General features: G+C 72.3%; 15 protein-coding genes. 6 read left to right on the forward strand and 9 right to left on the reverse strand.

Going from position 1 to position 12947, the window contains the following annotated elements; all coding sequences use genetic code 11:
- The first annotated feature begins 16 nt into the window (after nucleotides 1-16).
- The 3 genes from dapD to ACFPYL_RS22755 all read left to right on the forward strand — a co-directional run bounded on the left by dapD (nucleotide 17) and on the right by ACFPYL_RS22755 (nucleotide 2306).
- The gene (gene dapD / locus ACFPYL_RS22745) at nucleotides 17-967 is read left to right on the forward strand and encodes a 2,3,4,5-tetrahydropyridine-2,6-dicarboxylate N-succinyltransferase (RefSeq protein WP_379159986.1); all 951 of its coding nucleotides are present in this window, start codon (nucleotides 17-19) and stop codon (nucleotides 965-967) included.
- A gap of 52 nt (nucleotides 968-1019) precedes the next feature.
- Nucleotides 1020-1982 (forward strand): hypothetical protein, encoded by a 963-nt coding sequence (locus ACFPYL_RS22750; RefSeq protein ID WP_379159988.1) that lies wholly within the window; start codon nucleotides 1020-1022, stop codon nucleotides 1980-1982.
- A 141-nt stretch (nucleotides 1983-2123) separates the two neighbouring features.
- The gene (locus ACFPYL_RS22755) at nucleotides 2124-2306 is read left to right on the forward strand and encodes a DUF5999 family protein (protein ID WP_379159991.1); all 183 of its coding nucleotides are present in this window, start codon (nucleotides 2124-2126) and stop codon (nucleotides 2304-2306) included.
- 29 nt (nucleotides 2307-2335) lie between these two features.
- Here ACFPYL_RS22755 and dapC read toward each other — a convergent pair whose 3' ends face one another.
- Together dapC and fdxA are read right to left on the reverse strand one after the other, a co-directional pair.
- Nucleotides 2336-3439: a succinyldiaminopimelate transaminase gene (gene dapC / locus ACFPYL_RS22760; RefSeq protein WP_379160895.1), complete on the reverse strand. Its 1104-nt coding sequence runs from the start codon at nucleotides 3437-3439 to the stop codon at nucleotides 2336-2338.
- A complete protein-coding gene (gene fdxA / locus ACFPYL_RS22765) occupies nucleotides 3436-3762 on the reverse strand; it encodes a ferredoxin (protein WP_379159994.1) in 327 nt (108 codons plus the stop codon). The genes dapC and fdxA overlap by 4 nt, the downstream gene beginning before the upstream one ends.
- 95 nt (nucleotides 3763-3857) lie before the next feature.
- On the opposite strand from fdxA, the gene ACFPYL_RS22770 reads away from it, so the two are divergent.
- Nucleotides 3858-4751, forward strand: a complete 894-nt coding sequence (locus tag ACFPYL_RS22770; protein ID WP_379159997.1) for a GNAT family N-acetyltransferase — start codon at nucleotides 3858-3860, stop codon at nucleotides 4749-4751.
- Here ACFPYL_RS22770 and ACFPYL_RS22775 read toward each other — a convergent pair.
- Entirely contained in the window at nucleotides 4748-5719 is a 972-nt protein-coding gene (locus ACFPYL_RS22775) for a DUF389 domain-containing protein (protein ID WP_379160000.1), read from the reverse strand. The two genes, ACFPYL_RS22770 and ACFPYL_RS22775, sit on opposite strands and share 4 nt — an antisense overlap.
- A 185-nt stretch (nucleotides 5720-5904) precedes the next feature.
- Here ACFPYL_RS22775 and aspS point away from each other — a divergent pair, with 185 nt between their 5' ends.
- Both aspS and ACFPYL_RS22785 read left to right on the forward strand, forming a co-directional pair.
- On the forward strand, nucleotides 5905-7188 hold the full coding sequence (aspS, locus tag ACFPYL_RS22780) for an aspartate--tRNA(Asn) ligase (RefSeq protein ID WP_379160002.1): 1284 nt from the start codon (nucleotides 5905-5907) through the stop codon (nucleotides 7186-7188).
- Nucleotides 7185-8357: an AGE family epimerase/isomerase gene (locus tag ACFPYL_RS22785; protein ID WP_379160005.1), complete on the forward strand. Its 1173-nt coding sequence runs from the start codon at nucleotides 7185-7187 to the stop codon at nucleotides 8355-8357. The genes aspS and ACFPYL_RS22785 overlap by 4 nt, the downstream gene beginning before the upstream one ends.
- Here the strand turns inward: ACFPYL_RS22785 and ACFPYL_RS22790 are convergent.
- The 6 genes from ACFPYL_RS22790 to ACFPYL_RS22815 all read right to left on the reverse strand — a co-directional run bounded on the left by ACFPYL_RS22790 (nucleotide 8341) and on the right by ACFPYL_RS22815 (nucleotide 12926).
- Entirely contained in the window at nucleotides 8341-9162 is an 822-nt protein-coding gene (locus ACFPYL_RS22790; RefSeq protein ID WP_379160008.1) for an esterase/lipase family protein, read from the reverse strand. The two genes, ACFPYL_RS22785 and ACFPYL_RS22790, sit on opposite strands and share 17 nt — an antisense overlap.
- Before the next feature lie 88 nt (nucleotides 9163-9250).
- Nucleotides 9251-10993 carry a VanW family protein gene (locus ACFPYL_RS22795; RefSeq protein WP_379160011.1) on the reverse strand — a complete coding sequence of 581 codons (1743 nt, stop codon included), beginning with the start codon at nucleotides 10991-10993 and terminating at the stop codon, nucleotides 9251-9253.
- Between the two features lie 9 nt (nucleotides 10994-11002).
- Nucleotides 11003-11338, reverse strand: coding sequence for a hypothetical protein (locus ACFPYL_RS22800; protein WP_379160014.1), 336 nt, complete (start codon nucleotides 11336-11338; stop codon nucleotides 11003-11005).
- Nucleotides 11338-12246 carry an N-acetyl-1-D-myo-inositol-2-amino-2-deoxy-alpha-D-glucopyranoside deacetylase gene (gene mshB, locus ACFPYL_RS22805; RefSeq protein WP_379160017.1) on the reverse strand — a complete coding sequence of 303 codons (909 nt, stop codon included), beginning with the start codon at nucleotides 12244-12246 and terminating at the stop codon, nucleotides 11338-11340. Before mshB ends, ACFPYL_RS22800 begins: the two co-directional genes overlap by 1 nt.
- A gap of 9 nt (nucleotides 12247-12255) precedes the next feature.
- Nucleotides 12256-12543 (reverse strand): hypothetical protein, encoded by a 288-nt coding sequence (locus ACFPYL_RS22810; protein ID WP_379160020.1) that lies wholly within the window; start codon nucleotides 12541-12543, stop codon nucleotides 12256-12258.
- 8 nt (nucleotides 12544-12551) lie between these two features.
- Entirely contained in the window at nucleotides 12552-12926 is a 375-nt protein-coding gene (locus tag ACFPYL_RS22815; RefSeq protein WP_379160023.1) for a (deoxy)nucleoside triphosphate pyrophosphohydrolase, read from the reverse strand.
- Nucleotides 12927-12947 lie beyond the last annotated feature (21 nt).

Here is a 12947-nt window from a genome sequence, read left to right on the forward strand (position 1 = left end):
CCTAGGCTGTACGCCCGTGAGCGCCGCACCGACTACTGCCTGGGGCTTCGGCCTCGCCACGATCGACACCGCCGGCACCGTCCTGGACGTGTGGTTCCCGGAGCCGGCGCTGGGCGAGAAGCCGGCCGACGAGCTGGTGCCGGCCGAGGTGGGACGGCTGCAGGGCCGCGACGAGGACCGCGACGTCTCCCGTGAGGTGCTGCTGGTCGAGATCGCCGACCTCCAGGCGCCGCCGGCCTCCACCGAGGACGTCTGGCTGCGCCTGCACCTGCTGTCGTCGCGGCTCGTCGTGCCGCACTCGGTCAACCTCGAGGGCATCTTCGGACTGCTCACCAACGTCGTGTGGACCAGCGCCGGCGCGTGCGCGGTCGAGAATTTCGAGATGACCCGGGCGCGGCTGCGCGCCAACGGCCGGCACCTGACCGTGTTCGGCGTCGACAAGTTCCCCCGGATGGTGGACTACGTCCTCCCGGCGGGGGTTCGGATCGCCGACGCCGACCGGGTCCGCCTCGGCGCGCACCTGGCCGAGGGCACGACGGTGATGCACGAGGGCTTCGTCAACTACAACGCCGGGACGCTCGGGACCAGCATGGTCGAGGGCCGGATCTCCGCCGGCGTCGTCGTCGGCGACGGCTCCGACGTCGGTGGCGGTTCGTCGATCATGGGCACCCTGTCGGGCGGCGGCAAGCAGGTCGTCTCGATCGGCGAGCGTTGCCTGCTGGGCGCGAACGCCGGCATCGGCATCTCGCTCGGCGACGACTGCGTGGTCGAGGCCGGGTGCTACGTCACGGCCGGCACGAAGGTGACCATGACCGACCTGGACGGCAAGCCCAAGGTCGTCAAGGCACTCGAGCTCTCCGGCGCCAGCAACGTGCTCTTCCGCCGCAACTCGGTGACCGGCGCCATCGAGGCGGTGCCGTGGAAGAGCGACGGCGTCGAGCTCAACGCCGCCCTGCACGCCAACTGAGGATCCGCTCGAGGATTCGGCGCGGCTTGGGCCGCGTCCGCACACTGGGCCCATGAAGTTCCGCACGGGCGTGGCCGTGGTCGGCCTCGCCGGTGTCGGGGTGGCCGCGGTCGTCGGCTACGGCCTGGTCCGCCAGGTCACCCCCCTCTTCCAGCCCGACGAGTGCACCGCCACCGTCGAGGGCCGCACGGTGACGCTCGACCTCGAGCAGGCCGAGAACGCCGCGCTGATCACCGCCGTCGCGGTCGACCGCGGCATGCCCGCGCGGGCCGCGACGATCGCCCTGGCCACGGCGTACCAGGAGTCCAAGCTCTACAACCTGGAGTCCGGCGACCGCGACTCGCTCGGCCTGTTCCAGCAGCGCCCGTCGCAGGGCTGGGGCACCCGCGCCGAGATCCAGGACCCCTACTACGCCACCAACGCCTTCTACGACGAGCTCGCGAAGCTCGACGGCTACGAGTCGATGCGGGTCACCGTGGCGGCGCAGCGGGTGCAGCGGTCCGGCTTCCCGGAGGCGTACGCCGACCACGAGGCCGACGCCCGCGTGCTGGCGTCGGCGCTCACCGGCAACTCCCGCCACGCCTTCGGCTGCCGGCTCGGCGGCACCCCCGACGCCGTGTCGGCCCGGCTGACCGGCACCGGGCTGACCCACCGCGCCGAGGTGGTCCGTCGCGAGGTCTCCGAGGTGTTCGACGACCCGCCGCTCGGCGGGTTCGCACCCGGCGGCGTGCAGACCGGCCACATGGCGGGCTCGGCCCACTACGAGGGCCGGGCCGTCGACATCTTCGTGCGCCCGATCAGCGCGGAGAACAAGGTCCGGGGCTGGGCGATCGCGCAGTACCTCGTGGCCCAGGCCGACCGGCTCGACATCAAGACCGTGATCTTCGACGGCCGGATCTGGACGGCCGGCTCGAAGTCCGGGGACGGCTGGCGGCACTACGAGCCGCCCGAGCGGTCCGGCGACCGGGCCATCCTCGAGCACCGCGACCACGTCCACGTCGACGTCTACCCGTAGCCGGCGACCCGCCGCTTGTGGAGAACCGCCTGCGGATGTCGGCGCGCAGGCGCATGCTGGAGAGCAGGCGGACACAACCGCTCAGGCTTCACCGACCACGTGCCGATGGAGACGTAGACCACGTTCCCTTGGAGACCGACGATGTGCACCCACTCACCGACCTGCCCGGACCGCGACTCAGCCGACTGCTGCACCGCCCAGGTGGTCTCCGACCACCACGGCGACCAGGGTTGGTGCCGGCTGTGCAACGGCGTCATCCTCTTCGACGACGGGCACTACCTGACGCCGGACGGGCACGACGCCACCATCGGACTGGCGAGCTGATCTCGATACGCCGCCTCGTCCCTCGGCGGCTACTCGATCACCGAGGCTAGGCGGGCCACCGCCGCGTCGACCCGCTCGTCCGTCGCGGTGAACGCGACCCGGACGTGCTGCGAGCCCGCGGCACCGTAGAACGAGCCCGGCGCGGCCAGGATGCCGCGCTCGGCCAGCCAGGAGACCGTCGCCCAGCAGTCCTCGTCGCGGCTGCACCAGAGGTAGAGCGACGCCTCCGAGTGGTCGACCCGGAAGCCGGCCGTCTCGAGCGCCTCGCGGAGCTTGGCGCGGCGCGCGGCGTACCGCGCGTGCTGCTCGACCACGTGAGCGTCGTCGTCGAGGGCGGCCACCATCGCGGCCTGCTGGGGGCCGGGCATGATCAGGCCGAGGTTCTTGCGGACGGCGAGCAGCTCGCCCACGAGGGCGGGGTCGCCGGCCACGAACGCGCAGCGGTAGCCCGCGAGGTTGGAGCGCTTCGAGAGCGAGTGGACCGCGAGGATGCCCTCGTGCGAGCCGCCGCTGATGTCGGGGTGCAGCACCGACATCGGGGTCGCGTCCCACGCGCACTCGAGGTAGCACTCGTCCGAGACCAGGACCGTGCCGCGCTCGCGGCACCAGTCGACGACCTTCCTCAGGTGCTCGGGCGGCAGCACCCGCCCGGTCGGGTTGGACGGCGAGTTGATCCACAGCAGTGCCGGCGTCTCGGGGCCGAACGACGTCAGCGAGTCGGTGGCGACCCCGCGGGCGCCGGCGAGCGCCGCGCCGACCTCGTACGTCGGGTAGGCGAGCTCCGGCCAGGCGACCAGGTCGCCGGGGCCGACCCCCAGCTGCAGCGGCAGCGTGGCGACGAGCTCCTTGGAGCCGATCAGCGGCAGCACGCCGTCGAGGCCCAGGCCGGTCACGCCGTGCCGGCGCGACAGCCAGTCGATGCACGCCTGGCGGGTCGCCTGGGTGCCGATCGTCAGGGGGTAGCCCGGCGAGTCGGCGGCCGCCCGCAGCGCGTCCTGGACCACCGCGGGCGTCGGGTCGACCGGCGTACCGATCGAGAGGTCGACGATCCCGTCCGGGTGTGCCCGAGCACGCTCCGCGTGCTCGACCAGGGCGTCCCAGGGGAAGTCCGGGAGCCGGCCGGAGACCCTCAGTGGTCGGTCTCCTGCGGCGGCAGCGCGGCGATCATCGGGTGGTCGTGGTCGATCTCGCCCATCTTGGCGGCGCCACCGGGCGAGCCCAGGTCGTCGAAGAAGTGCACGTTGGCGTCGTAGTAGCCCTTGGACTCCTCGGGCACGTCGTCCTCGTAGAAGATCGCCTCGACCGGGCAGACCGGCTCGCAGGCCCCGCAGTCCACGCACTCGTCGGGGTGGATGTAGAGCATCCGCTTGCCCTCGTAGATGCAGTCAACGGGGCACTCGTCAACGCACGCGCGGTCCTTGAGGTCGACGCACGGCTGGGAGATGACGTAGGTCACCGATTCCTCCTGGAGACATGGGAGCACGCGTTCGCGCACAGCCTAGTATCCCGACCGTGTCGTCCGTGGACCCGCCTCACGATGTGACCAAGCACATGCTTGGTCCCCACGTGGTCGGGCAGCGCGTCGTGGTCCGCCGGGTGCTCCGTAGCGAGACCGGCCCCTCGGGCGGACCGGCGCTGACCGACGTCCTGGGCACCTGCCTGTCCTGGGCCGACGGGACCTGCGTCGTCCAGCCGGAGACCGGGCCGTCGGTGACGATCGCGATCGCCGACATCGTCTCCGGCAAGCCGGTGCCGCCGCGCCCGTCGGTGCGGCAGCGGGTCACCCCGCTGGACGCCCAGCGCCGGGCGCTCGCGCTCTTCCCCGACCTGGCGACGGAGCCGCTCGGCGGCTGGACGCTGCGGCACTCCCCCACGTCGACGGCCCGCCGGGCGAACTCGGTGCTGGCGGTCGGGCCGTCCGGCGTCGACGGCGACTACGAGCGGGTCGTCGAGTTCTACGCGTCGCGCACCGGGCGGCCGATCGCCGCGGTGCTGCCGGACTCCGCCGAGGACGCGCTCTTCCGCGGCCACGGGTGGGGGCTGGAGAGCAACGACGCCGACACGCTCTTCCAGGTCGCGTCGGTGGCGCAGGCCAGTCGGGTGGTTTCGAGGCTCGCTCCGCTCGCACCTCAACCACCGATGTCGTACGACGAGGACGGGGACCTGGTGACCGTGCGGCTCGGCGACCGGGCCAGCGGCATCGCGGCGTACGCCGAGGACTGGGTGGGGTTCCGCGGCATCGAGGTGTCCCCGGAGCACCGGCGCCAGGGCCTGGGGGTGGCGGTGATGGCGGCGCTGCTGGAGTGGGGTGCCGAGCGCGGGGCGACGACGGCGTACCTCCAGGTGCTGGGCGACAACGTGCCGGCGCTGGCGCTCTACGAGCGGCTGGGCTTCGTCACCCACCACGCGTACCGCTACCTGGCGCTGGACCAGCGGTCGGGCTAGTCGTCCGCGAGGTCGGCCTGCCGGCCGAAGACCCGCTCCGACCAGGCGGTCAGGCTCGGCCAGCACCACCGCATCAGCAGCAGGACGACCGCGCCGGCGAGCACCATCCCGACGATGTTGATGAGCAGCTGCTCGCCGGACCCGGCGATCTCGCTGCTGTCCCAGAACGCGAGCCCGAGTGCCAGGTTGCCGGCCGCGGGGACCGTGGTGACGCTGATGAACACACCGACCAGGGTGGCCGTCTTGGACAGGGCGAGCGCGAGCGCACCGGCGGCGCCCGCGATCACGGCCACGATGAAGGACCACTGGTCGGGGTGCCAGATGAAGCCGGTGTTGGGCCGCGCGCGGGTGACCTCGTCCAGGGTGATCATGCCGAAGCCGCGGGCCACCAGGGCGAGCAGCGTGACGACGCCGATCGCGAAGACGAAGGAGAGCACGAGCAGGCGGACACCGCGGGCGAAGAGGCTGACCCGGCCGAGCGCGATGCCGGCGCAGCAGGCCGCGACCGCGCTGTACTCGGGGCCGACGACCATCGCACCGACGACCAGCACGGCGGAGTCGGTGATGACGGCGATCGACGCCAGTGCCACCGCCAGCACCAGGAAGACGTGGAACGAGACGGTCGGGATCGCCCCGGCCTCGGCCTGGGCTTCCACCGCCTCCCAGATCACGGCGTCGTCGGGGTGCCCGGGCGCGGCCGCCTCGAGCCGGCGGGCGGCGTCGAACGGCGTACCGGTCGGGGTGGTGATCACGATGCCGCCGGAGCGGTCCAGCCCGAGGCCGTTGAGCTTGTTGAGCAGCACACCGGCCTTCTCACGGGCGACGTCGCACTCGACGAGGTCGCCCTGGGGCCGGACGACCGCACCCTCCTGGAGTGTCACGTTGGTGACCCAGGCCTGGTCGGAGAGCAGGTGGACGAGCTGCTTGGTCACGCCCGGGGGCGACGTCAATCGGAAGTGCACGACCACGGGCCGCAGCGTACGCTGGGCGCGACGTCCCGAGGCCTGACAACCCTCCCGCGAGCCGGCGGAGATCCGGACGTCCGCGCGTGCGGCGTACCGACGAGAGGCCGATGATCTGTCGGCAAAGGTGTGGTGGCACCGCGACCTTGCCCCCGCCCACACCTCCAGGGCTTCCGCCTATGGAGGTAACCATGAGATCAACGCTGCAACGCACGCTCTGCTCGGACCTGCCCGCCGCAACACCCGGCACCACCGTCCGGCTCCGGGGCTGGGTGCACCGGCGCCGCGAGCTGTCCGCCGTCTCGTTCCTGGTGGTCCGCGACCGCACCGGGCTCGCGCAGGTCGTCGTCCGCGACGGCAGCGCGCTGCCGCCCGAGGAGACGACGGTCGAGGTCGTCGGGACGCTGGTCGCGAACGCCCAGGCGCCCGGCGGCGTCGAGGTCGTCGACCCTGGGATCACGCTGCTGACCGAGCCGGCAGCGACCCCGCCGGTCGAGCTGTGGCGGCCCGAGCTGAGCGCCGCCCTGCCGACCCTGCTGGACCACGCACCGGTCGCGTGGCGGCACCCGGCGCAGCGCGCCCGCTGGGAGCTCGCGGCCGCGTCGGTCCGGGGCTTCCGGTCGACGCTCGACGCGGCCGGCTTCACCGAGGTCCAGACCCCGAAGTTCGTGGCCTCGGCCACCGAGTCTGGGGCCAACGTCTTCGAGGTCGACTACTTGGGGCGGCCGGCGTACCTCGCGCAGAGCCCGCAGTTCTACAAGCAGCAGCTGGTCGGCGTCTTCGAGCGGGTCTACGAGGTCGGCCCGGTCTTCCGCGCGGAGCCGCACGACACCGTGCGACACCTGGCCGAGTACGTCTCCCTCGACGTGGAGCTCGGCTTCATCGACGACCACCGCGACGTGCTCGCGGTCCTCCGGGAGGTGATCGCGGGGATGGTCGCCGCCGTCCACGAGCACGCGCCGGCGGCGGTCGACCGCACCGGCGCCCAGGTGCCGGTCGTGCCCGACGAGATCCCGGTGATCCACTTCCGCGACGCCCTCGCGCTGGTCGGTGCCCCGGACGACGAGCCCGACCTCGCCCCGGAGCACGAGCGCGCGCTCGGCGCCTGGGCCCTCGAGGAGCACGGCAGCGACTTCCTCGCCGTCGAGGGCTACCCGATGGCGAAGCGGCCGTTCTACACCCACCCCTCGGCGGAGCCACGGTGGTCCAACAGCTTCGACCTGCTCTTCCGCGGGCTCGAGCTCGTGACCGGCGGTCAGCGGCTGCACACCCCCTCGTCGTACGACGCGGCGATCCGCGCCCGCGGCGAGGACCCGGCGACCTACGCGTCCTACCTCCAGGCGTTCGAGCACGGCATGCCGCCGCACGGCGGCTTCGCGATCGGGCTCGAGCGCTGGACCGCGCGGCTGACCGGCGTCGCCAACATCCGTGAGGTGACGCTCTTCCCACGAGACCTCCATAGGCTCACCCCATGACGCTGGACCTCGAGCGGGAGACCGACCGGCTGCTGGAGTTCGCCCGGGCGTCCGTGCACCCCGACGGCGGCTTCGCGTGGCTCGACGACGACGGCCGCCCGGAGCTGGACCGGCCGGTCGAGCTGTGGATCACCTGCCGGATGACGCACGTGTTCGCCCTCGCGCACCTGATGGGCCGGCCGTACGCCGCGGAGCTCGTCGACCACGGGATCGATGCGCTGACCGGGCGCTTCCGCGACCCGGTGCACGGTGGTTGGTGCGCCGCGGTCGGCCCCGACGGCCCGGCGACCCGCAGCAAGACGGCGTACGAGCACGCCTTCGTGGTGCTCGCCGCGTCGTCGGCCGCGGTGGCGGACCGGCCGGGGGCGGACGCCCTGCTCGCCCAGGCGCTCGACGTGCTCGACACGCACTTCTGGGACGAGGACGCCGGGATGGTCGTCGAGGAGTGGGACGAGGCGTGGACGACCCTCGACGGCTATCGCGGCGTGAACGCCAACATGCACACCGTCGAGGCGCTGCTCGCGGTCGGCGACGTCGCCCGGGCCGAGCGGATCGTCACCCGCGTCGTGCACGGCCTCGCCCGCGACAACGACTGGCGGATCCCGGAGCACTTCGATGCCCGGTGGCGGCCGCTGCTCGACTACAACCGCGTCGAGCCGGCGCACCCGTTCCGACCGTACGGCGCGACGGTCGGCCACTGGTTCGAGTGGAGCCGGCTCACGCTCGGGCTGCGCGAGGCCCTCGGCGACGACGCGCCGGGCTGGATGCTCGAGGACGCGGTCGCGCTCTTCGACGCGGGCGTGCGGGACGGCTGGGCGGTCGACGGCAGCGCCGGCTTCGTCTACACGGTCGACTGGGACGGCACGCCGGTGGTCCGCCAGCGGATGCACTGGGTGCTCACCGAGGCGGTCGCGGCCGCGGCGACGCTGGCCCGCGTGACGGGCGACCGCGTCTACGACGTGTGCGCCGAGCAGTGGTGGACCTACGCCGAGCGGTCGTTCATCGACCGTGAGCACGGCTCCTGGCACCACGAGCTCTCACCGGACAACCAGCCGGCGGCGGGCACCTGGGCCGGCAAGCCGGACGTCTACCACGCGGTCCAGGCGACGCTGGTCCCCCGGCTGCCCGTCTGGCCGCCCTTCGCCCGCGCCCTCAGCAGCTCGGCCTGAAGCCCGGGTCGGCCGGGCCGCGACGGGTGAGCGCGTTCAGGGTGACCGCGATCGCCGTACGGCTCATCGGGATCGTCACGTGCTCGGCGAGGTCGGCGGGGCACAGGTCCTGGACGGTGACGTTGGTGGTGCGCGGGCCCTCGGCGAGGTACGCCGAGGTGTAGGGCACCACGACCTCGTCGTAGCGGGTGGTGACCTGGGTGTAGCTGACCTTGCCGGGCGTCTCGTCGCCGGCGTTGAGCCTGGTGAGGAAGGGCGAGCCGGCCGCCTGCTGGTCGCACGCCTGGCAGAGCGCGCCGGTGAGCGGGTTGCCGGGATCGCCGACGATCGTGGTGCCGTGGTTGGAGGGCGAGAGGCCGACCAGGTCGTCGACGACCTTCGCGCCGCCGAGGAACTTGATGTAGTAGCGCGGCATCATGCCGCCCTGCGAGTGGCCGACCATCGACACCTTCGCCGCGCCGGTGGCCTTGCGCACCTTGGCGACGAACTTCTTGAGCTGCTTCGCCGACGCCGAGATCTCACCGGTGCCGCGGTTGCCGTAGTCGAGCGAGAAGACGCAGAAGCCCCGGTCGACCATGGCCGCCGACAGGTCGTCGAGCAGGCTCTTCCGGTCGCCGAACGTGCCGTGCACGATGATCACCGGCGTCGGTCGCTGCGCGGTCGGGGCGCAGTCCCAGTCGTTGGCGCCGGTCGGCTCACCGAAGGGCGACGTCGGCAGCGTCGGCGGGGCGGCGTACGACGGGGCCGCCAGGGCCAGCAGGCCGATGACGAGCGGGACGAGCAGGAGACCGAGGATGCGTCGCATGCCCGGCCCAACGAGCCGGCGTGGCGACGGTCACGGTGAGGTGGTTTCGAGGCTCGGCGCCAGCGCGCCTCGCACCTCAAGCACCGGGTCAGTTCTTCTTGGGGGGCTTGCAGATGACCGTGTCGGACGCGATGTAGCTGGTGTGGAACTTCTCGGACCGCACGACCGCGTCGTCGCCGACGTGGTGGAAGTAGCGGGTGACGTCGACGTCGAAGCCGTCGTACCCCGTGTTGGGGACGCAGTCGTCCGTGTCCTGCGTCTGGGTCCCCGGCGAGCGGTAGTTGTAGCGCGGCGAGGTCTTGCTGGTGATGTCCCAGGTCTTGGTGGAGTACATCGAGACCGTGACGACGCCCTGCGAGGAGCTCGAGCCCGGCTGCACGGTGGCGTGGACCAGGACACCGTGGTCGGTGTCGTTCTGGAAGCGGAGGTCGACCGAGCCCCAGGCGACCGTCGCCTCGCGGCCCTCGGGGTAGCGGTCGATGTAGACGGAGTGCGGCTTGTGCTCGATGTCCTTGAGGCCGGCGAAGTACATGGCGTTGAAGGTCGTCGTCGCCATCTGGGAGACGCCCCCGCCGAGGTCCTCCTTGAAGAGGCCGTTGCTGATGATGAAGCCGGTGGTGAAGCCGTTCTCGACGGTGCGCTCGCCGACGATGTCGTTGAGCGAGAAGGTGTCGCCAGGCTTGAGGACGGTGCCGTCGATCAGCTCGGCCGCGCGCCCGATGTTGACGTTGCGGTACTCGGCGTAGGGGTAGTACGTCGTGAACGTCGAGACCCGCTCCTTGATGCCGAGGGCCTTGGCGTCCGCGGTCGTGAACTCGGGCTCGGCGACCGTCGCCTCGACCTTCATCGTCCGGTCGTCGTCCTTGCTGGTGACGAGCTCGAGGAAGGCGCTGCTGACGTCGGCCGGGTCGAAGGTGACACCCGGCTTCGCCGGCACCACACGGGGCTTGCCGTTGACGAGCTCGACGGTCGCGTCGACCGGCTCGTCCTCCTCGCTCACGCCGGACTCCACCAGCTTCGTCAGCCGGTCGGTGTCGAGGTCGGGCACCAGCTCGCCGCCCTCGGCCTTCATCGCGAGCGCCGCGGAGAAGTCGCGCGGCTGCAGCTCGACCGGCGAGTCGCCGAAGACCAGGGTGACGGGGCCGGACATGGCCGGGTTGGCGAAGCTGTCCAGGGCCTCCTGGACGTCGGCGTCGTCGATGTCGGGCTGGACCACGGTCGTCTCGAGCCGGGCGACCTCGTCGTCCTCGGAGAGGTAGGAGCCGAGCACCGCCGTCCGTGCCGCCTCGGGGTCGAAGCCCTGGCCCGGTGCCGGGTCGGTGACGACGATCCGCGCCTTCTTGAAGGCCACGGCACCGTCGGTCGCCGCCGTGCCCACCTCGTCGGCCAGGTCCTCGAGGGCCGCGTCGAAGGACGCCTGGTCGACGTCCACGACCGGGTCCTGCTCGTCGCCACCGGTCCAGTAGTCCCAGAGGTCGCCGGGAGCCCAGCTCTTGCCGCCGCCGGCCTGCTCGACCGTGGCCGGCACGTCGACCGTCAGGCCCGCGTCCGCAGGGTCGATCGTCGCGGTCTGCCCGTCGACGCTCACCGGGACCGGCCGGTCGACCCGGTCCTCGAGCCCGGCGCTCAGCGCCTCCTCGGCCGCGGCCGGGGTCAGGCCACCGATCTCGACGCCCGCGACGGTGGTGCCGCGCGGCACCTTGTCGCCGGCCGCGAAGTACGCCGCGGCGTACGCACCGCCGACGAGCACCAGCAGGCCGCCCAGGAGCAGGACCACGACCTTGCCGCCGGCGGACTCCCGGCCAGAGCTGTCTCGGGGCGCCTTCGTCACGCGGACATCCTAGGGAGCGTCGGTCGCCGGCCGGGCGGGACGGGGCAGGGTCGAGACCCCGACGACGAGCAGCACCATGCCGAACCCGAGGACGGCGTACCCCTGCCAGTCCTGGCTGATCAGGTAGTCGCCCTCGGCCCGAGGCACGGTCAGCCAGCCCAGCATCGCGGCGAACCCGAGGACGAAGGCCAGCCGGGTCCACCAGCCCGGCGGGAGGGCGAGGACGGTGATGCTGGTGGCGACGACGGCCAGCACCAGCCCCCAGACGAGCTGGTGGAGGGCGACCGTCGCGATCGCCGTCGCGGCCCCGGCGAGCAGCAGGCCGAGCGCGGCGACGAGCCGCATCAGATCCCGGCGAAGAGGTCGGTCTCGAGCCCGTCCTCGCCCCGCTCGCCGAGCTCGCCCTTGACGATCCGGTAGTACTCGATGCCCCACGCGGTGCTGCCGACGTTGTTGGACAACGCGAAGAACGGCCCGTCGGTGGTGACCTGCGTGGGGTAGGCGCGCAGCGCGTCCAGCTTCTGCTCGACGTGGTCCTGGGCGTCGACGGCGGCTGCGAGGTTCTCGTCGGCGGTCACGAACGGCGGCAGCGGGCCGTCGGGGTCCATGCCCTCGAAGCTCGTCGAGTCGCCGGCGTCGCGCAGGGCGCGCAGGCCCGCGCGCATCCGGCTCTCGGACATGGCGTTCCAGTAGATCTTGGCGATCTCCCACGGCTCGCCGAGGTCCTTGCGGTACGACGGAACCGCGGCCAGCTGTGCGGCGTACATCGCGACCCGGTGGGCCTGGATGTGGTCGGGGTGGCCGTAGCCGCCGAAGGGGTCGTACGTCGCCAGCACCTGCGGGCGGACGTCGCGGATGATCTCGACCAGGTAGTCGGCGGCCACCGTCAGGTCGGCAGCCCAGAAGGCGTTGTCGTGGATGTCGTCTGCCGGGATGGCGTAGCCGTCGTCGTGCCACTTCATGCCGGAGTCGCGGAACCGCCCGAAGCCGCCCAGCCAGCGGTGGTCGGTGACGCCGAGGACCTGCATCGCGTTGGCGATCTCGCCCTTGCGGTGCTCGCCGAGGCGGTCCTCCTTGTCGGCCGCGAGGTGCTCGAGCTCGGGGACCAGGATCTCCCCCATCTCGCCGGCCGTGCAGGTCACGAGGGTGACGCCGCGACCGTCCGCGACGTACTTCGCCATGGTGGCGCCGTTGCCGATGCACTCGTCGTCGGGGTGCGCGTGGACGAGCAGGAGGCGCTGGTCGAAGCTCATGTGGGAATCCTAGGAAGGTCGCTTGATCCGGCGCGGCTGCGTCGGGAGGTCGAGGGGGCTCTGAGGGTGCGAACGTCGGGCACCCTCGTCCTGTTCCGCATCCAACCACCCGTCGTACTCCTCGACGAGCAGCTCCAGGACCAGCTCGGGGGCATCGGTCAGCACCGCCCAGGGGTGGTCCTCGTCGTCGTCCTCGCCGGCCAGACGCTCGCGCTCGACGCGAGCCTCGTAGCCGGCCGACCTCAGCCGGGCGACCACGGCCGACGCGTCGTCCTCACCGAAGAAGATCCCCCGCATGGGCGCCATCATCCCAGTCGCAGGTGGGCCAGGAAGGGACGGTCGGGCTCGAGCCAGTCGACCTGGTCGATCTCGCCGGCGTCCAGCCAGCGCACGGCGTCGTGCTCGCGCGGATCGGGCTCGCCCGTCACGATCTCGGCGAGCGCCACGGTCAGCACGTGCCGGTCGCCGATGGCCACCTCGCCCGGGAGCCAGGAGACGACCGAGATGGTGCAGCCGAGCTCCTCGTCGATCTCCCGGACGAGCGCCTGCGCGGCGCTCTCGCCCGGCTCGACCTTGCCGCCCGGGAACTCCCAGCGCCCCGCGGTCTCCGGGGGCGTCGTACGACGCGCCGCCAGCACCCGCCCGTCGCGGACGATCGCCGCACCCACCACCGCGCCCACCTCACTGACGCTACCGTTCCG

This window comes from Nocardioides hankookensis, from assembly GCF_042658885.1.
In the GTDB taxonomy this organism is placed as follows: Bacteria; Actinomycetota; Actinomycetes; order Propionibacteriales; family Nocardioidaceae; genus Nocardioides; species Nocardioides hankookensis.

Excerpts from the sequence above, each read along its gene's own strand:
- ACFPYL_RS22750 (WP_379159988.1), top strand. The coding sequence starts at position 1,020 with ATGAAGTTCCGCACGGGCGTGGCCGTGGTCGGCCTCGCCGGTGTCGGG.
- ACFPYL_RS22755 (WP_379159991.1), top strand. The coding sequence starts at position 2,124 with ATGTGCACCCACTCACCGACCTGCCCGGACCGCGACTCAGCCGACTGC.
- ACFPYL_RS22770 (WP_379159997.1), top strand. The coding sequence starts at position 3,858 with ATGCTTGGTCCCCACGTGGTCGGGCAGCGCGTCGTGGTCCGCCGGGTG.
- aspS (WP_379160002.1), top strand. The coding sequence starts at position 5,905 with ATGAGATCAACGCTGCAACGCACGCTCTGCTCGGACCTGCCCGCCGCA.
- ACFPYL_RS22785 (WP_379160005.1), top strand. The coding sequence starts at position 7,185 with ATGACGCTGGACCTCGAGCGGGAGACCGACCGGCTGCTGGAGTTCGCC.
- ACFPYL_RS22790 (WP_379160008.1), bottom strand. The coding sequence starts at position 9,162 with ATGCGACGCATCCTCGGTCTCCTGCTCGTCCCGCTCGTCATCGGCCTG.
- ACFPYL_RS22800 (WP_379160014.1), bottom strand. The coding sequence starts at position 11,338 with ATGCGGCTCGTCGCCGCGCTCGGCCTGCTGCTCGCCGGGGCCGCGACG.
- mshB (WP_379160017.1), bottom strand. The coding sequence starts at position 12,246 with ATGAGCTTCGACCAGCGCCTCCTGCTCGTCCACGCGCACCCCGACGAC.
- ACFPYL_RS22810 (WP_379160020.1), bottom strand. The coding sequence starts at position 12,543 with ATGCGGGGGATCTTCTTCGGTGAGGACGACGCGTCGGCCGTGGTCGCC.